The sequence below is a fragment of the Streptomyces sp. NBC_01451 genome (assembly GCF_036227485.1).
Taxonomy (GTDB): Bacteria; Actinomycetota; Actinomycetes; order Streptomycetales; family Streptomycetaceae; genus Streptomyces.
In genome coordinates this window covers 2,910,103-2,933,016 of sequence record NZ_CP109479.1, presented here as the reverse complement: position 1 = coordinate 2,933,016, position 22,914 = coordinate 2,910,103, and the positions used below count along the sequence as shown (strand labels likewise).

Genomic DNA, 22,914 nt, shown 5'->3' with positions numbered 1-22,914 from the left:
AAGAGATGACCCATGCACCGACCGAAGTGCCGACAGGAGCACCGACCGAAGCGCTGACGGGAACGACGAGGGACGCGACGAGGGAATCGCGGACCACGACGACCCGGGCGTGAGCACACCCCCTCTGCCCGTACGGAAGCCGCTTCCCGTACGGGGTGCGGCGAACCCGGCCCTGCTGGGCCCCTCGGCCGAAGAACTGGCCGCCGACCAACCCTCTGTCGAGACGCTGCGGCGGGTCCGCCATGCGTTGCGTGCTCTCCCCGAGCCCGACTGACCGCAAGGAGTACGTCCCATGGGTCCCCTGAGCCCTCCGAGCCCTCTCGGCGACAGTCCCGAGCCGCCCCAGTCTGCCCAGTCCTCCCAGTTGACCGACATCCTGATCTCGTTGCGGGACCGGGTGATGGGAGTCTCGGAGAGCGTTCTGTCCACGGTGGACGGCCTTCTCGTCGTGGCCGACGCGGACACCGTGCACCCCGAGTCGGTCGCGGCGCTCGCCGCCGCGACGCTCGGGGTGAGCCGTCGTATCGCCGAGCAGGCGAAGGTCGGCGCCCTGCGCGAGGTGGTCGCCCGGTGCGGCTCCGGGCACGTCATCGTCCTGGCCGTCGGCGAACGCGCGCTGCTGACCGTCATGGGCGACGACGGGCTGGACATCGCCGCGTTCCAGCGTGAATCCCCGGCCACGATCGAGGAGTTGGCCAAGGTCCTGGCGGCGGACGTGGCGTACTGAGCCGATATGCCGGCACCCCGCGACGCCTCACCCTAACGGGCTAATCTGCGGCTCCTGAGGCCTGAGATTCGGCCAATGCCTCCGTACGGCCGCCGTCGGCCGCCCTATCCTCCATGTCCCGGAGCCTGAACAGGCTTGTGCCGCACATCAGCCCGGGCCGGCCCCGGTCCGGTACACGGGGGAGGGAGCGCCATGCGGTCGATCACACCGTGGGCGCGTGTCTACGTCATCGCCGTCGCCGTGGGGGCCGCCCTCTGCGCGGCGCCCGTCCGGTCCGCGCACGCCCCCTGGGGCGCCGTGGCGCTGTTCGCCGCGCTGTGCGCCGCGTGCGAGCAGCTCGCGGCCGGCCGGTTCGGCGGAGCCCGCGGATACGAGGGTCCGGGCGCCGCCGGTCCCGGGGGCGCCGGTGCCGGGCCGCCCCGGTGGCACACGCCCGTCCTGCTCGCCGCCGCCTTCCTGCTGCCGCCCGCGGCCGCCGCCCTCGTGCCGCTGCCGGGCGCGCTGCTGGTCCGGGGCGGCGAGCGGACGCCCTGGCCGCGCCGGCTCTGGCGGGCCGGACAGCTCGGGATCGGCGCCTGGACGGCTTCCCGGGTGCACTGGTCGCTCGGCGGACCGGACACGGTGGTCTCCTCCAGTTTTCCGTACGCGCTGGTCACCGCGGGGGCGGCCGTGGTCGCGTTCTGCCTGGTCCTGGCCCTGCTCGACGGAGGCATCCTGGCGCTCGCCGAACGGGTGCCGGTGCGGCTGGCCTGGCGGGGGCTGTTCGTACGGTCACTGGTGCCGGTCGGCGTGCACGGGCTCGCGGGGCTGATGATGGCCGTCCTGTGGCGCGGCCCGTACGGGCCCGTGGCCGCGCTGCTCGTGCTGCTGCCGATGTGGGTGTCGTGGTGGGTGTTCGCGCAGTACCACCGGGAGCGGGCGGCCCACCAGGCGACGATCAGGGCGCTCGTGCAGGCCGTCGACATCAAGGACGGGTACACGCGCGGGCACAGCGAGCGGGTCGGACAGGCGTCGATGATGATCGCGCGGGAACTGGGCATGGACGACGAGCGGGTGGAGGTACTGCGGTTCGCCGGGATCCTGCACGACGTGGGCAAACTGGGCGTTCCCACCCGGCTGCTGCGGAAGGACGGGCCGCTGACCCCGGAGGAGCGGCGGGTGATCGAACTGCACCCGGAGTACGGACACGAGATGGTCCGGGGGATCGGCTTCCTCGGGGAGGCGCGGTCGGCGATCCTGCACCATCACGAGCGGCTGGACGGCAGCGGGTACCCCTACGGGCTTGTCGGCGGCCAGATCCCGGAGTTCGCGCGTGTGGTCGCCGTCGCGGACGCCTTCGACGCGATGACGTCGACCCGGTCGTACAGCAGGGCGCGGCCGGTGCGGGTTGCTCTGGCGGAACTGGAGAGGTGCGCGGGGACGCAGTTCGATCCGGTGATGGTGGGGGCGTTGGCGCGTGCGCTTGGCCGGCGGGGTGGGTGGCATCCGGCGGTGACGGCTGACGGAGTCCAGCCCCGTCGTGATCACCCACCCGCTCCGCTCGTTTCCAGTCGGCCACCAACGTGCGCCGATCCCGATCCCGGTCCCGGCCTTGATTCCGACTCCGGCTCCGGCCCCGTTGCCCTTCCCCGTCCCGGGCAGGTTCGTAGTGAAGGTGGGGTGGCATGAGGCCCCTCGTTCATGCCACCGCCGGTCTTCTCGCGTTTCTCTCTCTCGCCCATACCCTCTGGTCCGGCCTCGACGGGCGGGCCGTCGCGCTCTCCTTCGGGGTGCTCGTCGTGCTCGGGGAGCTGACCCGGTGGAGCGGGCCCGAGTCGCGGGAGGCGGCGCCGCTCGCCGCCGCCGGGGCGCTGTCGTACGCGCTGCTCGGGGAGGACGCCGGGCGGGCCACGCACCACGGCGCCCTCCAGGTCGTCGCCGTCGTCGTCGCGGCCACCCTCGTCGGGTGCGTACCGCACGTCGCGCGCGGGCAGGGGCCGACCGCCGACCACCTCGCCCGCCGGGTGCTCACCGCCGGGTTCGCCGCCACCTGCTTCCAACCCCTGTACAACCAGGGTGTGTTCGAGGCCTGGGGTGGCCCCGCGTACGTCCTGCTGCTTGTCGCGCTGCTCGTGCTCACCGCGCTCTGCGACGCGGTGCTCGCCGCCGCGCTCGCCCACTCGCGCACCGGCTGGCCCTTCGGTCCGCTGCTGCGGGACGAGTTGCGGGCCACCCTGGGGATCGGGACCGCCGTGTGCGCCACCGGGGTGGTCATGGCGCTCGCCGTCGCCGTCGTCGGACTCTGGGCGCTGCCCGTCTTCTCGCTGCCGCTGCTCCTCACCCAGCTCGCCTTCCGGCGGTACGCGGCCGTGCGGGCCACCTATCGGCAGACGATCGCCTCGCTGGCCCGCGCCACCGAGATCGCCGGGTACACGCCTGCCGGGCACGCCCGTCGCGTCGCGGTGCTCAGCCGGGCGGTGGGGCGGGAGCTGGGGCTGTCCGAGGCGGAGCTGACCGTGCTGGAGTACGCGGCCCTCATGCACGACATCGGGCAGCTCAGCCTCGTCGACCCGGTACCGGCCGGGGCCACCGCCGTACTCCCCGTGGAGGAACAGCGCCGGATCGCGCTGCTCGGCGGGGCCGTCGTACGGCAGACGGGGGTGGCCGCGGCGGTCGCCGTGGTCGTGGAACGGCAGGCCGATCCGTACCGGGAGCAGCCGGTCTCCGCGCGCATCGTGCGGGCCGTCAACGCCTACGAGGAGAAGGTGCGGGACGCCGGAGCGGGCGGTCCGCTGCGGGCGCTCGAAGAGCTGCGGCTCGGCACCGGGCGGGACTATCAGCCCGAGGTGGTGGAATCCCTCGGCAGGGTACTCGCCAGGAATGGCGGAGTCGTGGGGGAGCACATCGGTTGAAGATGGTGGTGGGAGAGGGGTGGACGGTCTTACGCTGCCCTCGGTTGGGTAACCCATGGGTAATGAGCGCCCCTCCAGCGGTCCGTGGTTGGATGCGAGGGAGAGGCTGTACGGGGGCAGAAGCCGGCCCATTCCACGGCACTGGCAGGCGGGAATCGTGAGGATCTTCGGCAAGGGGCGGCACCGGCCCTCCGCCTCATGGCGGCAGGCCACCGACCGCGCGTTCACGCTGATCGGCGACGGGCGGTACGAGGACGCGGGCGCACTGCTGACACGTGCCGCCGATCTTGAACCCTGGCTGTCCGAGTCCTGGTTCAACCTCGCCCTGCTGCACAAGTTCCGGCACGACTGGGAGCAGGCCCGGGCGGCCGGTCTGCGCGCCGTCGCGCTGCTCGACCGGGAGACCGGGGCCCCCGATTGGTGGAACGTGGGCATCGCTGCCACCGCCCTCCAGGACTGGCCGCTGGCCCGGCGGGCCTGGCAGGCGTACGGGCTGCGGGTGCCCGGGGGTGCCACGGCCGCCGGTGAACCCGCCGGGATGGACCTGGGCAGCGCGGCCGTACGGCTGTCGCCGGAGGGCGAGGCCGAGGTCGTGTGGGGGCGGCGGCTGGACCCCGCCCGGATCGAGGTGCTGTCGATTCCGCTGCCGTCCTCCGGGCGGCGCTGGGGCGAGGTCGTGCTGCACGACGGGGTGCCCCACGGGGAGCGGACCACCGCGGCCGGGCACTCCTACCCCGTGTTCGACGAGATCGAGCTGTGGGCGCCCTCGCCCGTGCCCACCTGGGTGGTCCTTCTGGAGGCCGCCGCCGAGGAGGACCGGGACGCGCTGGAGCGGCTGGCGTCCGACGCCGGGTTCGCTGCCGAGGACTGGTCGTCGTCGGTGCGGTTGCTGTGCCGGATGTGTTCGGAGTCCCGGATGCCGTCCGACGAGGGTGACGGGGAGCATCTCGATCCGCACGATCACAGTGAGCCGGGGCACCCCGGGCCGCTGGGGCATCGTACGGACGGGCAGCTGTGGGCGCCGGAGCGGGAGTGTGGGATCGCGGCCCCGGCGACCCTCGTACGGGGGTTGCTGGACGGGTGGGTCGCCGACAGTCCGGAGACTCGGGACTGGCGGGATCTCGAAGAGGTTTGCTAGGTACCTCGCCGACCGCGGGTCCGTCGTGGCTTGTCGCGCCCGCGCGGCGGAGCCGCAAATCGGCGCAGCCCCGCGCCCCCGCGGGGGCGCGTCCACGTACCCTGTAGCAGCAACTTCACCCCCTGATTGTTTGAGAGGCATCGTCGGTCATGGCGCAGCAGGACACCGATCAGCAGCACGTGGGCGTGCTTCCCGTGGACGACGAGGGCTTCGTCATCGACACCGAGGACGGCGAGGAGCGCGAGGCCGCCTGGCGTGAGCGCGGGACCTCGCTGCCCATCACGGTCGTCGGCAACCCGGTGCTGCACAAGGAGTGCCAGGACGTCACCGAGTTCGGCCCGGAACTGGAGCAGCTGGTGGCGGACATGTTCGCCAGCCAGCGCACCGCCGAGGGCGTCGGTCTGGCCGCCAACCAGGTGGGCGTCGACCTGAAGGTCTTCATCTACGACTGCCCCGACGACGAGGGCGCCCGGCACACCGGTGTCATCTGCAACCCGAAGCTCGTCGAACTGCCCGCCGACCGGCGCCGGCTGGACGACAGCAACGAGGGCTGCCTCTCGGTGCCCACCGCCTACGCGCCGCTGGCCCGGCCCGACTACGCCGAGGTGACCGGGCAGGACGAGAAGGGCAACCCGATCAAGGTCCGCGGCACCGGCTACTTCGCGCGCTGTTTGCAGCACGAGACGGATCACCTGTACGGGTACCTGTACATCGACCGGCTCTCCAAGCGCGAGCGCAAGGACGCGCTGCGGCAGATGGCCGAGAACGAGCCCCGGTACCCCGTGGTCGCGAACGGCTGACCACTTCTGACAACGTCTGAGACGGACGTGCACACGAACGGCTCCTGCTCAGGGTGATGCCCTGAGCAGGAGCCGTTCGTGTGTCTGTCGCACGTTCGATCGAAACGCGGACTCAAGTGCGTCCGTAGTGATCCAGAACCAGTCAGGCGAGCGGCGAATCTCGGCAGCTTGGGGTAGTGAAGGAAGCAAATCCGTTCCCAGAACGGTCAGTTGTAGGGCTGAATGGGAACTGCGGGGATACGCAACGGCGCACGCCCGGCACAGCGGGAGGGGTGTTGCGCCAACTCGCGGCTGAGAGGGGTTTGTTCGTGCCTGCTTTCCCACGCAGCACCTCACCGGCGACACCAGCGGTAGCGATCCCACCGTCACTGGCCCTACCGGTGATCGAGGCGGCGTTTCCCCGGCAACTGCATCCGTATTGGCCCCGACTGCAGGAGAAGACCAAGGGCTGGCTGCTGGAAAAACGCCTCATGTCGGCGGACAAGGTCGCCGAATATGCCGACGGCCTTTGCTACACCGACCTCATGGCCGGGTACTACCTCGGCGCCCCGGACGACGTACTCCAGGCGATAGCGGACTTCAGTGCCTGGTTCTTCGTCTGGGACGACCGCCACGACCGGGACATCGTGCACGGCCGTCCCGCTTCCTGGCGACATCTCAAAGGCCGGCTCCACGCGGCGCTGGACGCACCCGGGCTGTATCTGTACCACCGGGACCCGCTGGTCGCGGGGTTCGCGGACAGTGTGCTGCGCCTCTACTCGTTCCTTGGCAGGAGGTGGAACGCCCGCTTCGCGCGGCACTTCCACGAGGTGATCGACGCGTACGACCGCGAATTCCGAAACCGTACAAACGGAACCGTGCCGAAGGTCGAGGAATACCTGGAACTCAGGCGGCTCACCTTCGCGCACTGGATCTGGACCGACCTCCTGGAACCGAGCGCGGGATGCGAACTCCCCGGTGTGGTGAGGAAACACCCCGCATTCCGCCGGGCGGCGCTGCTGAGCCAGGAATTCGCCGCCTGGTACAACGACCTCTGCTCGCTCCCGAAGGAACTCGCGGGCGACGAGGTGCACAATCTCGGGATCAGTCTTATCCGGCATGAGGGACTGACACTCGAAGAGGCCATCACGGAAGTCAGGGGACGGGTCGAGAGGTCCGTCCTGGAATTCCTCGCGGCGGAACAGGAAGTGCACAGGTTCGCCGAATCGATCGACGACGGCAGCGCGCGGGGAAAGCAAATCAGCACCGCCGTGAGTGCCTGCCTCGGCAATATGCGGAACTGGTTCAGTTCCGTCTACTGGTTCCACCACGAGTCCGGCCGTTACATGGTCGACAACTGGGACGACCGCTCCACACCCCCGTACGTCAACAACGAAGCGGCAGGTGAGAAATGACCGTCGAATCAGTACGTCCCGCGTCTCCCCACGCCGGGGAGCTGCCCGATCCGCCCTTCGCGGGCGGCGGTGTCCCGCTCCTCGGCCACGGCTGGCAGCTGGTCCGCGACCCGCTGGGCTTCTTCGCCCGGCTCCGCGACCACGGCGACGTCGTACGGCTGAAACTCGGCCCCAAGACGGTGTACGCCGCCACGTCCCCGGAACTGGTCGGGGAACTCGCGCTGAACCCCGCCTACATCATCGGCGGCCCGCTGTGGGAGTCCCTCGAAGGGCTGCTCGGCAAGGAGGGCGTGGCCACCGCCAACGGACCCACCCACCGGCGTCAACGGCGCACCATCCAGCCCGCGTTCAGACTGGACGTGCTCCCCGAGTACGGGCCGATCATGACGGAGGAGGCACAGGCGTTCGCCCGGCGCTGGCAGCCCGGCGAGGTCATCGACTGCACCGCGGAGTCCTTCCGGATCGCCGTGCGCATCGCGGCCCGCTGTCTGCTGCGCGGCGACTACATGGACGAGCGGGCCGAACGGCTGTGCGCCGCGCTCGCGACGGTGTTCCTGGGGATGTACCGGCGCATGGTGATCCCTGCGGGACCCCTCTACCGGCTTCCGCTGCCGGCCAACCTCAAATTCAACCGGGCGCTGGCCGATATGCATCTTGTCGTCGACGAGATCGTGGCCGAGCGCCGGGCATCCGGTCAAAATCCGGACGATTTGCTGACGGCTTTGCTGACCGCGAAGAACGAGAATGGCGAGCCCATAGGCGAACAGGAGATCCATGACCAGGTCATCGCCATAGTCACCCCGGGCGCCGAAACCGTCGCCTCCACGATCATGTCCCTGCTCCAGGTCCTCGCCGAACAGCCGGAACACGCCGACAAGGTCGCCGAGGAGGCCGAATCGGTCGGGTCCGACCGGGCGGTCGCATTCGCGGACGTCCGCAAGCTGGCGTACACGAACAATGTCGTCGTCGAGACGATGCGTTTGCAGCCGCCCGTATGGATTTTGACGCGGCGGGCGGTGGCCGGGACCGAGCTGGGCGGCTATCGGATTCCGGCCGGTGCCGATCTCGTGTACAGCCCGTACGCGATACAGCGCGATCCGCGTTCGTACGAGCGGAACACCGAGTTCGACCCCGACCGCTGGCTTCCGGAACGTGTCAAGGACCTGCCCAAGTACGCGATGACCCCGTTCGGCGTGGGCAACCGCAAGTGTCCGAGTGACCATTTCTCGATGGCCATGCTGACCATTCTCACGGCCGAGGTGGCCAGGAAGTGGCGCTTCGAACGGGTGCCCGGATCACGCGACGCGGTCCGCGTGGGCATCACCCTGCATCCGGACCGGATGCTGCTGCGGGCGATACCCCGCTGAAGGGGGCCGGGTGGTGGAACGGGCGTACGTTCAGGCGGCCTCCGGGCCCTTGAACGTACGCCGGTACGCCTGCGGGGTGGTCCCCAGCGACCGTACGAACTGGTGGCGCAGCGCCGCCGAGTTGCCGAACCCGGTGCGCCAGGCGATCGCGTCCATCGTCTCGTCCGTCGCCTCCAGCAACTGCTGCGCCAGCAGCACGCGTTGCCGCAGGATCCAGCGGTAGGGCGTGGTGCCGGTCTCCTGCTGGAAGCGGCGGGCGAAGGTGCGCGGCGACATGTGGGCGCGCTCGGCGAGCTGCTCGACCGTCACCTCCTCGTCGAGATGGCGCTCCATCCACACCAGCACCTCCCCGACGGTGTCGCACCGCGACCGGGGCAGAGGCCGCTCGATGTACTGGGCCTGCCCGCCGTCCCGGTGCGGCGGTACGACCATCCGGCGGGCGATGGCGTTGGCGACCTCGGGCCCGTGCTCCTGCCGGACGAGGTGCAGACAGGCGTCGATCCCGGCGGCCGTACCGGCGGAGGTGATCACCGGCCCGGCGTCGACGTACAGCACGTCCGGCTCGACCCGGACCCGTGGATAGCGCCGGGCCAGCTCGTCGGCGTGCCGCCAGTGCACCGCACACCGCCGGCCGTCCAGCAGGCCCGCGGCGGCGAGCACGAAGACCCCGGAACAGACGCTGAGCACCCGGGCCCCGCGCTCCACGGCTCGCCGCAGCGCGTCCAGCAGCTCCGGCGGATACTCCCGGTCCGCGTAGGTCTGCCCGGCCGGTACGGCGATCAGATCGGCTGTCTCAAGCCGCTCCAGCCCGTGTTCCGTACCCACCGTGAAGCCCGCGTGGGTGCTCAGGGTCGGGCCCTCGGCCGAGGCGACCGCGAAGTCGTACACCGGCAGGTTCTCGTCGCTGCGGTCGAGGCCGAAGACCTCGCAGACGACGCCGAGTTCGAAGGGGTGCACTCCGTCGAGCAGTACTACGGCCACGTTTTCGAGCATGTCCCCAGTGTGCCTCGGCATTGGCAGGAAATCGAGGGTGTGCGGCAGTCCTGCCACTGACAGTCAGGAGTATTCGGCGCGAGACTGATGTCCATGAACACAGCAACGGACAACATCGTCGGAATCCTCGTCGTCGTCGCGATCTTCGTGGCCCTCGCCCTTCCGTCCCTGATCGGCCTGGCGCACGACCGGCGCGTCGACCGCCAGCTCCGCGAGGCATGGAGGACCCGCCGGGAGATCGAGCGAGTCGGCCCCAGGGCGCTCCCCGCACGGCGGCCGCGCTACTTCACCACCACAGTGACCCGCCACTCCTGAATCCCCCGGCACGAGACCTGGCCGGTCCGGGCGGCGCACAGTGGCCGCGTGGACTCCAGCCGGGTCCTGCCTGCCGATACGGCCTCGAAGGCGGCGCTCGCGTCGCCGGGTGGCAGGACGAGCCCGCTGTTGGTGGCCGTCAGGCCGGGACCGCTCAGGGTGACCGGTTTCCAGGGCCGCTCGGAGGTGCCGTCCAGGCTGATGCGGACCGTGTCGCCGACCGCCAGGCACACCGTACGGCCGCTGTCGCGGGCGCCGAGCGTCGTCACCGCCGTACAGCCCACGGAAGTCGGCACGCTGTCGCCGCCGTCCTTGCCACTGCCACTGCCACTGCCACTGCCACTGCCGGTCCGGTCGGCGCAGCCTGCGACGGTGAGTGCGAGTGTGAGTGTCACGAGGGCGCGGACGAGGGTCGTGCGGCGGCGGATCGTTCGGCACATGATTGGGCCTCCTCTTTCCTTCGACGTGTCACCCGCACGTCCGGATCCCACACCTGCCCCACACGTGTCCCACGACTGACCCCGCACCGGAGCCCCGGCCGCGAAGGCGGCGACCGGGGCCCGGGGTGCGGTGGTGGTCAGCTGGTCGTGACGGCGGTGTCGTCGAGGACGAAGCTGGTCTGGAGCGAGGAGTCCTCGACACCGCTGAACTTCAGGGTGACGGTGGAGCCGGCGTACGAGGACAGGTCGAAGGACTTCTGGGCGTAGCCCGAGGCGGCGTTGAGGTTCGAGTACGTCGCCAGGGTGGTCGAGCCGGCGGTGACCGTCAGCTTGTCGTAGGCGGTGCTGGTGGAGGTCTCCTTGGTGTCGACGTGCAGGTAGAAGGTGAAGGTGGCCTTGCAGCCGCTGGGCACCGTCACCGACTGGGACAGCGTGTCGGTGTGCGCGGAGCCGTAGCCGTCCAGCCAGGCGTAGTACGAGCCGGCGTGCGCCGCCTCACTGGTGGAGTTGCCGATGACGCTGGTGGAGGCGGTCCAGGTGGTGTTGCCCGACTCGAAGCCGGGGTTGCCGAGCAGCTGGGACGAGGTGCAGGTGCTGCTGCTCGACCCGACGGTCCAGCTGAAGGAGGCGGAGCCGGAGGCGCCGGTGCTGTCGCTCGCGGTCACGGTGACCTGGTAGGTGCCCGCGGTGGACGCCGTACCGGAGATCAGGCCGGTCGAGCTGCTGATCGACAGCCCGGTCGGCAGACCGCTCGCGCTGTAGGTGAGGGTCGCCGACGCACTGTCGGTCGCGCTGATCTGCAGGCTGACCGAGCTGCCGGTGGTGGTCGACCGGCTGCCCGGGTTGGTGACGGTCACGGTGTTGCCCGTGCTGGTGCCCGAGGTGAAGGCGGTGGTGCCGTTGGGGGTGCCCCAGCCGGTGGGACCGTCGTAGCCGGTGGCCGCGGTGCAGAAGTACGAGGTCGAGCAGGAGCCGTTGTTGCCGCTGGTGACGTCGTACAGGTTGCTCGTGTGGCTGTAGGGGTACTTCGCCGGGTAGTCACTGGAACCCGGGGTACCGGCCAGCGCGTACACGCCCGCGATGATCGGCGCCGAGGCGCTCGTGCCACCGTAGACGGCCCAGCCGGAACCGCCGTAGGTGTCGTAGACGGCCACGCCGGTGGCGGGGTCGGCGACGGCGGAGACGTCCGACTCCATGCGCTTGGCGCACCCGGTGTCGGTCTGCCAGCTCGGCTTGGCGTCGTACGCCGAGCAGCCGGACCCGGTCCCCTCGGTGCTGCTGGTCTTCCACACGGACTCGGTCCAGCCGCGGGAGTTGGAGGACGTGGAGAGGGCGGTGCCGCCGACGGCGGTCACGTACTGGGAGGTTGCCGGGTACTCGGCGCCGTACGCGCTGTCACCCGCGCTGACCGTGATCGCGACACCGGGGTGCTTGAAGTACGAGGTGTCCTCGGTCGTCTGGGAGGACGCCTCGTCGCCGCCCCAGCTGTTGGACACGAACTTCGCGCCGAGCGCCACGGCCTCGTTCTCGGCGGTGCCGAGGTCGGAGTCGGTGGCGGAGTTGGCCTCGACGAGGATGATGCTGCAGTTGGGGCAGACGGCGCTGACCATATCGATGTCGAGCGCCTCTTCGCCGGCCCAACCGGTGTCGTTGGTCGGCAGCGAGGTCGTCGAACCGGTCTGACTCACCTGCTTGAAGCAGCCGTTGGCCTTGGTGCAGGCGGACAGGCCGTACGTCGAACGGTAAGTGGCCAGGTCAGCCTCGGCGTTGGGGTCGTTGTACGCGTCGACCACGGCAACTGTCAGGCCGGAGCCGCCCGTTGACGGGAGGTTGTAGGCGCTGTGCAGATTGGCCGGGCTGAGCCCGGAGGGCGCGGCGGCGACCGCGGCGGCCAGCCGCTGCTTGATGTCGGTCCGGCGCTGGGCGAAACAGGACACCTGGCCGGGCTTGGCGGTGGCGCAGAGATGTGTGGTCGGCACCTTCTGGCCGGCCTTGCCGGTCGAGTGGAACGTCTGCCGGTCCGGGGAGGTGAGGGCCTTGGAGTTCTGGGTGACGTGCGAGGTGGGCGCGGTCGCGTGTGCTGCGGGCGCCGCGTGTGCCGGCACCGCGACGAGTCCGGCGAGGCCGAGGGCGGCGGCGGGTATGGCGGCGACCAGGAGTCTTCGCAGGCTCCGGCCGGGCTTACCGGTGGGTGTCTTACGCATGGGGGTACTGCCTCCGTCGTGGGAGTGGGGTTCTCGACGCTGGTGGCAGGCCTGTGACGCGCGTAGCGGCGGCAGAGCGCGTTATCGTCAGGGGCATGACACTTTGGACGTTCCGTGATGCCGTTGTGCGCATGACAGGATGGCCAGAAAGTAGCCGGGGCCGACAAGACCGGAACAGATGCGTCGGAAGAACTTTGCCGCTCCATAGGAGGTCCATGGACGGCCGATGGACGGTCCATGGACGACGCCTCGCGCTTCATGGTGCCGGGCTTACCCTTCGGTAAGCCCGGCACCATCGGTGACATGGCGTCAGAAATCCTCGTCGAGGTCGACCGTGCCCTCCACCGCCACCTGGTACGCCGACGGGCGCCGCTCGAAGAAGTTGGTCAGCTCCTGCACCCCTTGCAGCTCCATGAAGGAGAAGGGGTTCTCGGAGCCGTACACCGGGGCGAAGCCGAGGCGGGCCAGCCGCTGGTCGGCGACGCACTCCAGGTACTGGCGCATCGACTCGGTGTTCATCCCCGGCATGCCCTCACCGCACAGGTCGCGGCCGAACTGGAGCTCCGCCTCGACCGCCTCCCGCATCATGTCGGTCACCTGCTGCTGAAGCCGCTCGTCGAACAGCTCCGGCTCCTCCTTGCGGACGGTGTCGACCACCTCGAACGCGAAGCTCATGTGCATGGTCTCGTCCCGGAAGACCCAGTTCGTGCCGGTGGCCAGGCCGTGCAGCAGACCCCGGCTGCGGAACCAGTAGACGTACGCGAAGGCCCCGTAGAAGAACAGGCCCTCGATGCACGCGGCGAAGCAGATCAGGTTGAGCAGGAACCGGCGGCGGTCGGCCTGTGTCTGCAGGCTCTCCAGCTTCTCGACCTCGTTGATCCACTTGAAGCAGAACTCCGCCTTCTCGCGGATTGACGGGATGTTCTCCACCGCGTCGAACGCCGCGGCCCTGTCCTCCGGGTCGGGGAGATACGTGTCCAGGAGCGTCAGATAGAACTGGACGTGCACGGCTTCCTCGAACAGCTGCCGGCTCAGGTAGAGCCGCGCCTCGGGGGAGTTGATGTGCTTGTACAGCGTCAGCACCAGGTTGTTGGCCACGATCGAGTCGCCCGTCGCGAAGAACGCGACCAGCCGGCCGATCATGTGCTGCTCGCCCTCGGACAGCTTCGCCAGGTCGGAGATGTCCGAGTGGAGGTCTACCTCCTCGACGGTCCAGGTGTTCTTGATGGCGTCCCGGTAGCGCTCGTAGAAGTCCGGGTAGCGCATGGGGCGGAGGGTCAGTTCGAAGCCCGGGTCGAGCAGGTTCTTCTCAGCGGCGGTGGTCATTACTGGCAGGCCTCGCAGGACTCGGGGTTCTCAAGGGAGCAGGCGACGGCGTCGGGGTCGGCGGCCTGCTGGACGGGGACACTCGCTTGCGCGGCGCGCGCGATGCGGGTGGCCGGGCGCGAGCGCAGGTAGTACGTCGTCTTCAGGCCCGACTTCCAGGCGTACGCGTACATCGAGGAGAGCTTGCCGATGGTCGGCGTCTCCAGGAACAGGTTCAGGGACTGCGCCTGGTCCAGGAACGGGGTCCGGGCCGCCGCCATGTCGATGAGCCCGCGCTGCGGGAGCTCCCACGCCGTGCGGTACAGGGCCCGTACGTCGGCCGGGATCCACGCGAAGTCCTGCACCGAGCCGTTCGACTCGCGCAGCGCCTCCCGGGTGCGGGCGTCCCACACACCGAGGTCCTTGAGCTCCTTCACCAGGTACGAGTTGACCTGGAGGAACTCGCCGGACAGCGTCTCGCGCTTGAACAGGTTGGAGACCTGCGGCTCGATGCACTCGTACACCCCGGCGATCGAGGCGATGGTGGCGGTGGGCGCGATCGCCAGGAGCAGGGAGTTGCGCATCCCGGTCGAGGCGATACGTTCCCGCAGCGCCGACCAGCGCTCGGGCCAGGCCAGCTCGACGTCGTAGTGGTCGGGGTGCAGCACACCGCGGGCCGTACGGGTCCTCTCCCAGGCCGGGAGCGGGCCGTTGCGCTCGGCGAGGTCGGCGGATGCCTCGTACGCGGCGAGCATGATCCGCTCGGCGATGCGCGTGGAGAGGGCCTTCGCCTCGGGCGAGTCGAAGGGGACGCGCAGCTTGAAGAAGACGTCCTGGAGGCCCATCGCGCCCAGGCCGACCGGGCGCCAGCGGGAGTTGGAGCGGCCCGCCTGCTCGGTCGGGTAGAAGTTGATGTCGACGACCCGGTCGAGGAAGGTGACGGCGGTACGGACCGTCTCGTCCAGCCGCTCCCAGTCGATGTCACCGGCCGCCGTGTCGACGAACGCGCCGAGGTTGACCGAGCCCAGATTGCAGACCGCGGTCTCCCCGTCGTCCGTGACCTCCAGGATCTCGGTGCACAGGTTCGAGGAGTGGACGACACTGCCCGGCTCGGCCGTCTGGTTGGCGGTGCGGTTGGCCGCGTCCTTGAAGGTCATCCAGCCGTTGCCGGTCTGCGCGAGGGTGCGCATCATCCGGCCGTACAGATCGCGGGCCGGGATGGTCTTCCGGGCGAGCCCGTCCTCCTCGGCCCTGCGGTAGGCGGCGTCGAACTCGGCGCCCCACAGGTCGATCAGTTCGGGCACGTCGGAGGGGGAGAAGAGCGACCAGAGCGCGTCCGCGTCCACCCGGCGCATGAACTCGTCCGGGATCCAGTGCGCGAGGTTCAGGTTGTGCGTACGGCGGGCGTCCTCACCCGTGTTGTCGCGCAGCTCCAGGAACTCCTCGATGTCGGAGTGCCAGGTCTCCAGGTACACCGCGGCGGCACCCTTGCGCCGGCCGCCCTGGTTCACGGCGGCGACGGAGGCGTCCAGCGTCTTCAGGAACGGCACGATGCCGTTGGAGTGCCCGTTGGTGCCGCGGATCAGCGAACCGCGGCTGCGGATACGGGAGTACGACAGGCCGATGCCGCCGGCGTGCTTGGAGAGGCGGGCGACCTGGTGGTAGCGGTCGTAGATGGAGTCCAGCTCGTCCAGCGGGGAGTCGAGGAGGTAGCAGGACGACATCTGGGGGTGCCGGGTACCGGAGTTGAAGAGGGTGGGGGAGGAGGGGAGGTAGTCGAGGCGGCTCATCAGCCGGTAGAGCGCCGCGACTTCGTCCAGCCCTCGAACGCCCGTTTTTGCGTCAAGCGCAGTGTCCTCGGCAAGCCCGCTCGCGACGCGCAGCATGAAGTGCTGGGGCGTCTCGACGACCCGGCGCGTGATCGGGTGGCGCAGGAGGTAGCGGCTGTGCAGGGTGCGCAGGCCGAAGTAACCGAAACGGTCGTCGCCCTCGACGTCGATCAGGGCGTTCAGCCGGTCCGTGTGCACCCGTACGAACTCGGCGGTGCGGTCGGCGATCAGGCCCTCCCGGTGGCCGGCCGCGACCGACTCGGAGAAGGACGTGACACCCTGCGAGGCGGCTTCCGCGGCGATGGTGACGGTCAGCAGCCGGGCGGCCAGCCGGGAGTAGACGGGGTCCTCGGAGATGAGACCGGCCGCCGCCTCGGTGGCCAGCTCGCGCAGCTCCGACTCGTCGGCCCGCGCGGACCGGCCGCGCAGCGCGACGGCGGCGACCCGGCCGGGGTCGGCGTCGGGAAGGTCGGCGGTCAGCTCGGTCAGGATCCGCAGCAGCGCGGTACCCGGACCGTCCGTCTCCACTGGGGCCAGTGGGGCCACTGCGGTCGCTGAAGCCGGTTCGGCTGGCGCGATGGTCACGTGGGGGCTCTCCCTCGCTCGGCACGGGGCCTTGCGGAGGGCAGCGGGGCACACGGACGCCTTACGGGTACGCGCGCGTCCACCGGCCCACTCCACGAGGCCCGGACGTCAGGCACCCGGACCGGTCGGCCGGGCGCACTGTCGACAGGTCCTCGGACTGGACACGCGCACGAACATGCACGAGTACACCGTTGCGGGACAGTTCCGGATTCGCACCGGATTCCCCTGCGGCGACAGCGAGCATGAGCATACATCTTGTGCCGGGCCCTGGAAGCACCCCCACATGTTGTGTCGTATCGCCGAGTTGAGGGGATTGGAGGAGTACGACAAGGGGCCGCCGGACTTCTCCGGCGGCCCGATGGCGCCCCTTAAGGGGCGCGGGGAACTGCGCGACAAGCCCCCACGGGCCCGCAGTGGACGAACCACGGACCCTGCGGAGCTCAGTGCGCGGAACCCGCCGTCGCCGACGGCAGTTCCACCGCCACGCCCGGATCCCCCGCGTCCGCCGTGTAGTCCGCCGGCTTCGTCTCGTCCACGCCGTCCGGGGCCTTCAGCGCCTTCAGCACGAAGGTGAGGACCACCGTGACGGCGACGTTCAGGACGAACGCCGTCAGACCGATGTAGCCGATCTCGCCGATCCCCGGGATCTCCTTCGAGCTGCCGCCGAAGTGCTTCTGCGTCGGGGACGCGACCCCGTACGCAGCCAGCGTGCCGTACAGCATGCCGACCGCCCAGCCGGCCAGCAGGGCCCAGCGGTGGAACCAGCGGGTGAACAGGCCGCCGACGAGGGACGGGAAGGTCTGGAGGATCCAGATGCCGCCCAGGAGCTGGAAGTTGATGGCGACGGTCTTGTCCATGGTCAGGACGAAGATCAGCGCGCCCACCTTCACCAGGAGCGAGACCAGTTTGGAGACCTTGGTCTCCTGCTCGGGTGTCGCGTCGGGCTTGAGGAAGTCCTTGTAGATGTTGCGGGTGAAGAGGTTGGCCGCCGCGATGGACATGATGGCCGCCGGGACGAGGGCCCCGATGCCGATCGCCGCGAAGGCCACCCCCGCGAACCAGGACGGGAACATGTCCTCGAAGAGCTGCGGGATCGCCAGCTGGGGGTTGGTGACCTTGACCCCGGCCGCGATCGCCATGAAGCCCAGCAGCGCGAGCAGCCCGAGCATCAGGGAGTACAGCGGCAGGATCGTGGTGTTGCGGCGGATCACCTCACGGCTCCGGGAGGACAGCGTCGCCGTGATCGAGTGCGGGTACATGAACAGCGCGAGCGCGGAACCCAGCGCCAGCGTGGCGTAGGTCCACTGTCCGGCCTCGGCCGGGATCAGGGCGCCCGCCTTGGCGGCGGTGTACTTCTCGCTCGCCGCGCCGAAGACCTCGTCGAACCCGCCCAGTTTGATCGGGATGTAGATGATCGCCACCGCGATGACGACGTAGATCAGCGTGTCCTTCACGAACGCGATCAGGGCGGGGGCCCGCAGACCGGAGGAGTACGTGTAGGCCGCCAGCACGCCGAACGCGATCAGCAGCGGGAGGTCCTTCACGAACCAGTTCGTGTTCTCGCCGCCGCCGACGCCCATCACGTCGAGGACCGCCTGGATGCCGACCAGTTGGAGCGCGATGTACGGCATGGTCGCGAGGATGCCGGTGACCGCCACCGCCAGCGACAGGCCCTTCGAGCCGAAGCGGCCGCGTACGAAGTCCGAGGTCGTCACGTATCCGTGCTTGTGGGAGACCGACCACAGGCGGGGCAGGAACGTGAAGATCAGGGGGTACACCAGGATCGTGTACGGCACCGCGAAGAAGCCGGCCGCGCCCGCCGCGTAGATCGCCGCCGGTACGGCCACGAAGGTGTACGCCGTGTAGAGGTCGCCGCCGAGCAGGAACCAGGTGACCCAGGTGCCGAACGACCGGCCGCCCAGGCCCCATTCGTCGAGGCTGTTCTCGTTCTCGGCCCTGCGCCAGCGGGAGGCCATGAAGCCGATGACCGTGACGGCCAGGAAGAAGATGATGAAGACGGCGAGTGCCACGCCGTTCACTCCGTCGTTCACGCGGACGCACCCCCGTCCTTGGTGGCCGCGGAGGCAGAGGCCGAAGTCGCCCTGCGGGCCCGCTGGTCACGCTGCCAGAGCTGGTACGCGGTCATCGTCAGCGCGGTGGAGACGAGCACCCACAGCATCTGGTACCAGTAGAAGAACGGGATGCCGATGAAGGCCGGATCCACCTTCGCGTACGAGCCCACCCACAGCATCGCGACGAAGGGTGCGAAGAGGCAGAGCCCGATGACGACGCGGATCGGAGTCACCACCGGCTGTGCTGTCACCGGTTGTCTCGCCTCAGGCGCTTCTGGCATGTCACGGCTCCGTCCCCTCGCTGATTCCCGTGATCACTTTCCTGTGATCACTGGTGCAACGCGCAGGAATCTAAGGGACGGTTCCGTCTTATGTAACCCCGCCCGCATAACGGATGGCCCGTACAGGTGAGGGGAATGTGTCAGAGCGCGGAGGTCGGGCGGGGGATCAGTCGATCGGCCGCTTGAGCCGCGCGACGAACTTGTACCGGTCGCCCCGATAGACAGACCGCACCCATTCCACCGGCTGGCCGTCCTTGTCCAGCGAGTGCCGGGACAGCATCAGCATCGGCAGGCCCACGTCGGTGCCGAGCAGACCGGCCTCGCGCGGGGTGGCCAGCGAGGTCTCGATGGTCTCCTCGGCCTCCGCGAGGTGGACGTCGTACACCTCGGCGAGGGCCGTGTAGAGGGACGTGTACTTCACGAGCGACCTGCGCAGGGCGGGGAAGCGCTTCGCGGAGAGATGGGTGGTCTCTATGGCCATCGGCTCGCCGTTCGCCATCCGCAGCCGCTCGATCCGCAGGACGCGCCCGCCCGCCGTGATGTCGAGCAGCCCGGCGAGGGCGTCGTCGGCGGTGATGTAGCCGATGTCGAGGAGCTGCGAGGTGGGTTCGAGGCCCTGGGCGCGCATGTCCTCCGTGTACGAGGTGAGTTGCAGCGCCTGGGAGACCTTCGGCTTGGCGACGAAGGTGCCCTTGCCCTGGATGCGTTCGAGCCGGCCCTCGACGACCAGTTCCTGGAGGGCCTGGCGGACGGTGGTGCGGGAGGTGTCGAACTCCGCCGCCAGCGTGCGCTCGGGCGGGACCGGGGTGCCGGGCGACTGGGTCTCCGTCATGTCGAGCAGATGCTTCTTCAGACGGTAGTACTTGGGCACGCGCGCGGTACGGACGGTAGCCCCACCCTCGTTCTCCGCACTGCTCACGTCGGTGCTCATGCTCCGCCTTCCCGGCTCCTGGTGCTGCCACGGCCGGCATCCCGCCGGTCCACGTCCACATCGTGGCACGGTCGGCGCCGTCATTGACCTGTGAATGGTCTCTGCGGACCCTCACGCGCTCCGTGATCCCCTCTGTATACCTTCACGCCCCTCGCTGGTCTAGTCCACCGCAGGGAAAGCCCCGCCCAAGGCCGCGCCTCGGCGCTCCTTCGAAGTGGTCTACCTCGTGCCGGATGGGTGTGCGGGGTATTTCCGCCACTTTCTTACTTAAAGGTTCCTGCATATGTAGGTCGCATAACGGCTGGTCAAAGGCTTTCCCGCACCCTTGACACGTTGTTTGGTCTGAGCCAAGCTCCGCCTACTGGTCTACACCATTGGTCCAGCTCCTGAGGAGGTTGGCGTGAAGCGCAAGCTGATAGCCGCGATCGGTATCGCGGGCATGATGGTCTCCATCGCGGCATGCGGGGACAGTGATGGCGGCGGCTCGGACAACTCGGGCGCTGACGCCAAGGAGCTGACCGTCTGGCTGACCGTGGACGCGCAGAACAACTGGCCGGAGCTGGTGAAGGCCGCCGACGCCACCCTGACGAAGAAGCACCCCGGGATCAAGATCAACCACGAGTACTACGGCTGGCCCGACAAGAACGCCAAGCTCGACGCCGTCCTCGCCACGGACAAGGCCCCCGACGTTGTCGAGATGGGCAACACCGAGATGCTCGGCTACATGGTCAAGGGCGCCTTCGCCCCCCTGGACCCGGCTAGGTTCGACAACTCGGCAGCCTGGCTGGACGGCCTCAAGGCCTCCGTCACCTACGACGGCAGGACGTACGGCGTTCCTTACTACGCCGGTGGCCGCGTCGCCAACTGGCGCAAGGACGTGGCGGCCTCGGTCGGCGTCAAGTCCGTGCCGAAGACGTACGCCGAACTCACCTCCGCCCTGGACAAGATCCAGAAGAAGGAGGGCGACAAGTACAACGCCTGGTACCAGCCCACCCGTGACTGGTACGCCGCCATGTCCTTCGTCTACGACGCCGGCGGCTCGATCGCCGAGGAGTCGGGCGGCCAGTGGAAGGCGAGCCTCTCCTCCCCGGAGTCCGTCAAGGGCCTCACCGAGTTCAAGAACGTCATCGACAAGTACATGCACGGCGACAAGACCAAGGATGAGTCCGACCGCTACATCGTCTACGGCCAGGGCAAGACGAGCATGATCTTCGCCGCCGCCTGGGAGGGCGCGACCGCCGAGACGCCGGAGAACGACAAGACCGGCAAGCTCAAGGGCAACACCGAGAACTTCGTGATGCCCGGCCCGTCCGGCAAGAACATGCCGGTCTTCCTGGGCGGCTCGGACCTCGCCGTCCCGGTGAAGTCGAAGGCGCAGACGCTCGCCGCCGAGTGGATCAACGCCTACACCGGACCGAGCGGCCAGAAGGGCCTGATCGCCAAGGGCAACCTGCCCAACAACAAGACCGACCTAGCCACCCTCAAGAGCGACCCGGCGACGGCGGTCCCGGCCACGGCGGCCGAGTCCAACTGGTTCGTGCCGATGGCACCGGGCTGGGGCCAGGTCGAGAAGGCCCAGATCCTGCAGACCATGTTGCAGAGCATCGGCACCGGCAAGAAGTCGGTCGAGGCCGCCGCGAAGGAAGCGGACGCGGCGATCGACAAGGTCATCAACGTCAAGTAGCGAGCCGAGGCGGGGCCCTGTCACGGGGAGGGCCCCGCTCGCCGCAGGACCTGGACGACCGCAACGACCGTACGACCTGAGGGACCGCTGAGGAGCGCGCGGATGAGTGCCGCTGAAACGACAACCCCTGCCAAGCTGCCGCCGTCGACGCGGCACACACCGCCGACCCCGCCGCCCGGCACCGACGCACCACCCGCGAGGCGGACCCCGAGGGCCACCGCCGCGATTCCGTGGGCCCTGCTCGCCCCCTGTCTGCTGATCCTCGCGCTGGTCCTCGGCTATCCCCTCGTACGTCTGGTCACCCTGTCCTTCCAGAAGTTCGGGCAGTCCCAGCTGTGGGGCTTCCAGCCGGCCGAGTCGGTGGGCTTCGACAACTTCGGCAAGGTGCTCGGCGACAGCGAGTTCTGGGACGTCGTCGTCCGCACGATCGTCTTCGCCGTCGGGTGCGTGGTCCTCACGATGGTCGGCGGCATGCTGATCGCCCTGCTGCTCCAGCGGGTGAGCGGCTGGATGAAGACGCTCATCAACATCGTCCTGGTGGCCGGCTGGGGCATGCCGATCATCGTGGCGACCACCGTCTTCAAGTGGCTGTTCGACTCCGACTACGGGATCGTCAACGCGCTGCTGAGCAGGCTGCCCGGCGTCGAGCTGATCGGCCACAACTGGTTCGCGAGCGGACCGCAGGGCCTGGCCGTGATCATGCTGCTCGTCGTCTGGGGCGCGGTGCCGTTCGTGGTCATCACCCTCGGCGCGGGCCTCACCCAGGTCCCGAAGGAACTGGAGGAGGCGGCCCGGCTGGACGGCGCGGGCGCCTGGGGCGTCTTCCGTTACGTCACCCTCCCCATCCTCAAGCCGATCATCGTGATGCTCACGACCCTGTCGGTCATCTGGGACATGGGTGTCTTCCCCCAGGTGTTCGTCATGCGGAACGGCCACCCTGAGGCCGAGTTCCAGCTCCTGACCACCTACTCCTACGACCGGGCCTTCGCCGTCAACGACTACGCCCAGGGCTCGGCGATCGCCCTGCTCACCGTGGTGCTGCTGCTCGGTGTCGTCGCCGTCTACATGCGCCAGATGCTGAAGATCGGAGACGTCGAATGAGCGGCATGAGCGCGGCAGCCCCTGCGCTGTCCCGGAAGCCCCGGAAGTCGAAGGCCGGCTGGAACCTGCTGGGCCTGCTCGTCTTCCTGACGGCCGGCTTCCCCGTGTACTGGATGCTGAACACGGCGTTCAAGCCGGCGAAGGACGCGATCGACCCCGACCCGAGCCTGCTGCCGACGGGCTTCACCCTCGCCAACTTCCGCCGCGCGCTGAACATCGCCGACTTCTGGGGCCCGGTCGGCCGCAGCCTCGTCGTGTCCCTGACGGTGGTGGTGATCGGCATCGTCGTGGGCATGCTGGCGGCCCTCGCCATCTCGCGCTTCGCCTTCCGCGGCCGAAAGGTCGTCATCGTCGGCATTTTGGCCGTGCAGATGGTCCCCCTGGTCGCGATGATCATTCCCGTGTTCCTGCTGCTCAACGACCTCGACCAGTACGACCGGCTGTCCGGTTTGATCATCACCTACCTCACCTTCATCCTTCCGTTCACGGTGTGGACCCTGCGCGGCTTCATCGTCAACATCCCGAAGGAACTGGAGGAGGCCGCGATGGTCGACGGCTGCTCCCGCACCACCGCCTTCCTCCGCGTCGTCTTCCCCCTGCTGGCCCCCGGCCTGGTCGCCACCTCGGTCTACGGCTTCATCCAGGCCTGGAACGAGTACCTGTACGCCCTGATGCTGATGAGCCAGAAGAACCAGACCGCCACCGTCTGGCTCGGCAACTTCACCACCAAGCACGGCACCGAGTACGCCCCGATGATGGCCGGTTCCACGATGATGGCCGTGCCGATCGTCGTCCTCTTCCTCCTCGTCCAGCGCAAGATGGCCGCGGGCCTGACCGCGGGCGCCGTGAAGGGATAA

General features: G+C 69.1%; 20 protein-coding genes and 1 riboswitch. Of the genes, 12 read left to right on the top strand and 8 right to left on the bottom strand.

Annotated features, from left to right (window positions below; genetic code table 11):
• Positions 1–109 precede the first annotated feature (109 nt).
• The 8 genes from OG595_RS12395 to OG595_RS12360 all read left to right on the top strand — a co-directional run bounded on the left by OG595_RS12395 (position 110) and on the right by OG595_RS12360 (position 8,317).
• Positions 110–274 carry a hypothetical protein gene (locus OG595_RS12395; protein ID WP_329271121.1) on the top strand — a complete coding sequence of 55 codons (165 nt, stop codon included), beginning with the start codon at positions 110–112 and terminating at the stop codon, positions 272–274.
• Between the two features lie 18 nt (positions 275–292).
• Positions 293–727: a roadblock/LC7 domain-containing protein gene (locus tag OG595_RS12390; RefSeq protein ID WP_329271119.1), complete on the top strand. Its 435-nt coding sequence runs from the start codon at positions 293–295 to the stop codon at positions 725–727.
• Positions 728–919: 192 nt separating this feature from the next.
• Positions 920–2,395 (top strand): HD domain-containing phosphohydrolase, encoded by a 1,476-nt coding sequence (locus OG595_RS12385; RefSeq protein WP_329271117.1) that lies wholly within the window; start codon positions 920–922, stop codon positions 2,393–2,395.
• Complete coding sequence (locus OG595_RS12380; protein WP_329271114.1) at positions 2,392–3,618, top strand: HD-GYP domain-containing protein; 1,227 nt, start codon at positions 2,392–2,394, stop codon at positions 3,616–3,618. The genes OG595_RS12385 and OG595_RS12380 overlap by 4 nt, the downstream gene beginning before the upstream one ends.
• A 157-nt stretch (positions 3,619–3,775) precedes the next feature.
• A complete protein-coding gene (locus OG595_RS12375) occupies positions 3,776–4,756 on the top strand; it encodes a tetratricopeptide repeat protein (protein ID WP_329271111.1) in 981 nt (326 codons plus the stop codon).
• A 149-nt stretch (positions 4,757–4,905) separates the two neighbouring features.
• Positions 4,906–5,556 carry a peptide deformylase gene (gene def, locus OG595_RS12370; RefSeq protein ID WP_329271108.1) on the top strand — a complete coding sequence of 217 codons (651 nt, stop codon included), beginning with the start codon at positions 4,906–4,908 and terminating at the stop codon, positions 5,554–5,556.
• Positions 5,557–5,864: 308 nt separating this feature from the next.
• A complete protein-coding gene (gene cyc1, locus OG595_RS12365; RefSeq protein ID WP_329282828.1) occupies positions 5,865–6,950 on the top strand; it encodes an epi-isozizaene synthase in 1,086 nt (361 codons plus the stop codon).
• Positions 6,947–8,317, top strand: coding sequence for a bifunctional albaflavenone monooxygenase/terpene synthase (locus tag OG595_RS12360; protein ID WP_329271105.1), 1,371 nt, complete (start codon positions 6,947–6,949; stop codon positions 8,315–8,317). The genes cyc1 and OG595_RS12360 overlap by 4 nt, the downstream gene beginning before the upstream one ends.
• Positions 8,318–8,347: 30 nt before the next feature.
• On the opposite strand, the gene OG595_RS12355 is transcribed toward OG595_RS12360, so the two are convergent.
• Positions 8,348–9,310, bottom strand: coding sequence for a GlxA family transcriptional regulator (locus OG595_RS12355; RefSeq protein WP_329271103.1), 963 nt, complete (start codon positions 9,308–9,310; stop codon positions 8,348–8,350).
• A gap of 93 nt (positions 9,311–9,403) precedes the next feature.
• Between OG595_RS12355 and OG595_RS12350 the strand changes: the two genes are divergently transcribed.
• Positions 9,404–9,625 (top strand): hypothetical protein, encoded by a 222-nt coding sequence (locus OG595_RS12350; RefSeq protein ID WP_329271101.1) that lies wholly within the window; start codon positions 9,404–9,406, stop codon positions 9,623–9,625.
• On the opposite strand, the gene OG595_RS12345 is transcribed toward OG595_RS12350, so the two are convergent.
• The 7 genes from OG595_RS12345 to OG595_RS12315 all read right to left on the bottom strand — a co-directional run bounded on the left by OG595_RS12345 (position 9,592) and on the right by OG595_RS12315 (position 19,272).
• On the bottom strand, positions 9,592–10,065 hold the full coding sequence (locus OG595_RS12345; protein WP_329271100.1) for a hypothetical protein: 474 nt from the start codon (positions 10,063–10,065) through the stop codon (positions 9,592–9,594). The two genes, OG595_RS12350 and OG595_RS12345, sit on opposite strands and share 34 nt — an antisense overlap.
• Before the next feature lie 137 nt (positions 10,066–10,202).
• A complete protein-coding gene (locus OG595_RS12340; RefSeq protein WP_329271098.1) occupies positions 10,203–12,269 on the bottom strand; it encodes a putative Ig domain-containing protein in 2,067 nt (688 codons plus the stop codon).
• A gap of 309 nt (positions 12,270–12,578) precedes the next feature.
• Positions 12,579–13,595 carry a ribonucleotide-diphosphate reductase subunit beta gene (locus tag OG595_RS12335; protein ID WP_329271096.1) on the bottom strand — a complete coding sequence of 339 codons (1,017 nt, stop codon included), beginning with the start codon at positions 13,593–13,595 and terminating at the stop codon, positions 12,579–12,581.
• A complete protein-coding gene (locus OG595_RS12330; RefSeq protein WP_329271094.1) occupies positions 13,595–15,988 on the bottom strand; it encodes a ribonucleoside-diphosphate reductase subunit alpha in 2,394 nt (797 codons plus the stop codon). The genes OG595_RS12335 and OG595_RS12330 overlap by 1 nt, the downstream gene beginning before the upstream one ends.
• Before the next feature lie 126 nt (positions 15,989–16,114).
• A riboswitch (cobalamin riboswitch) is annotated at positions 16,115–16,238 on the bottom strand.
• A 190-nt stretch (positions 16,239–16,428) separates the two neighbouring features.
• Positions 16,429–18,039 (bottom strand): monocarboxylate uptake permease MctP, encoded by a 1,611-nt coding sequence (mctP, locus tag OG595_RS12325; RefSeq protein ID WP_329271092.1) that lies wholly within the window; start codon positions 18,037–18,039, stop codon positions 16,429–16,431.
• The gene (locus OG595_RS12320) at positions 18,036–18,341 is read right to left on the bottom strand and encodes a DUF3311 domain-containing protein (protein WP_329271091.1); all 306 of its coding nucleotides are present in this window, start codon (positions 18,339–18,341) and stop codon (positions 18,036–18,038) included. Before OG595_RS12320 ends, mctP begins: the two co-directional genes overlap by 4 nt.
• Positions 18,342–18,507: 166 nt before the next feature.
• Entirely contained in the window at positions 18,508–19,272 is a 765-nt protein-coding gene (locus OG595_RS12315; protein ID WP_329271089.1) for a GntR family transcriptional regulator, read from the bottom strand.
• Between the two features lie 400 nt (positions 19,273–19,672).
• On the opposite strand from OG595_RS12315, the gene OG595_RS12310 reads away from it, so the two are divergent.
• The 3 genes from OG595_RS12310 to OG595_RS12300 all read left to right on the top strand — a co-directional run bounded on the left by OG595_RS12310 (position 19,673) and on the right by OG595_RS12300 (position 22,914).
• Entirely contained in the window at positions 19,673–20,956 is a 1,284-nt protein-coding gene (locus OG595_RS12310) for an extracellular solute-binding protein (RefSeq protein WP_329271087.1), read from the top strand.
• A 102-nt stretch (positions 20,957–21,058) separates the two neighbouring features.
• Positions 21,059–22,057, top strand: coding sequence for a carbohydrate ABC transporter permease (locus tag OG595_RS12305; protein WP_329271085.1), 999 nt, complete (start codon positions 21,059–21,061; stop codon positions 22,055–22,057).
• On the top strand, positions 22,054–22,914 hold the full coding sequence (locus tag OG595_RS12300; RefSeq protein WP_329271083.1) for a carbohydrate ABC transporter permease: 861 nt from the start codon (positions 22,054–22,056) through the stop codon (positions 22,912–22,914). The genes OG595_RS12305 and OG595_RS12300 overlap by 4 nt, the downstream gene beginning before the upstream one ends.

Bases quoted from the DNA above. Each gene is read 5' to 3' on its own strand.
- OG595_RS12390 (WP_329271119.1), top strand. From the start codon at position 293: ATGGGTCCCCTGAGCCCTCCGAGCCCTCTCGGCGACAGTCCCGAGCCG.
- OG595_RS12385 (WP_329271117.1), top strand. From the start codon at position 920: ATGCGGTCGATCACACCGTGGGCGCGTGTCTACGTCATCGCCGTCGCC.
- OG595_RS12380 (WP_329271114.1), top strand. From the start codon at position 2,392: ATGAGGCCCCTCGTTCATGCCACCGCCGGTCTTCTCGCGTTTCTCTCT.
- def (WP_329271108.1), top strand. From the start codon at position 4,906: ATGGCGCAGCAGGACACCGATCAGCAGCACGTGGGCGTGCTTCCCGTG.
- OG595_RS12360 (WP_329271105.1), top strand. From the start codon at position 6,947: ATGACCGTCGAATCAGTACGTCCCGCGTCTCCCCACGCCGGGGAGCTG.
- OG595_RS12355 (WP_329271103.1), bottom strand. From the start codon at position 9,310: ATGCTCGAAAACGTGGCCGTAGTACTGCTCGACGGAGTGCACCCCTTC.
- OG595_RS12350 (WP_329271101.1), top strand. From the start codon at position 9,404: ATGAACACAGCAACGGACAACATCGTCGGAATCCTCGTCGTCGTCGCG.
- OG595_RS12345 (WP_329271100.1), bottom strand. From the start codon at position 10,065: ATGTGCCGAACGATCCGCCGCCGCACGACCCTCGTCCGCGCCCTCGTG.
- OG595_RS12340 (WP_329271098.1), bottom strand. From the start codon at position 12,269: ATGCGTAAGACACCCACCGGTAAGCCCGGCCGGAGCCTGCGAAGACTC.
- OG595_RS12335 (WP_329271096.1), bottom strand. From the start codon at position 13,595: ATGACCACCGCCGCTGAGAAGAACCTGCTCGACCCGGGCTTCGAACTG.
- OG595_RS12320 (WP_329271091.1), bottom strand. From the start codon at position 18,341: ATGCCAGAAGCGCCTGAGGCGAGACAACCGGTGACAGCACAGCCGGTG.
- OG595_RS12315 (WP_329271089.1), bottom strand. From the start codon at position 19,272: ATGAGCACCGACGTGAGCAGTGCGGAGAACGAGGGTGGGGCTACCGTC.
- OG595_RS12305 (WP_329271085.1), top strand. From the start codon at position 21,059: ATGAGTGCCGCTGAAACGACAACCCCTGCCAAGCTGCCGCCGTCGACG.
- OG595_RS12300 (WP_329271083.1), top strand. From the start codon at position 22,054: ATGAGCGGCATGAGCGCGGCAGCCCCTGCGCTGTCCCGGAAGCCCCGG.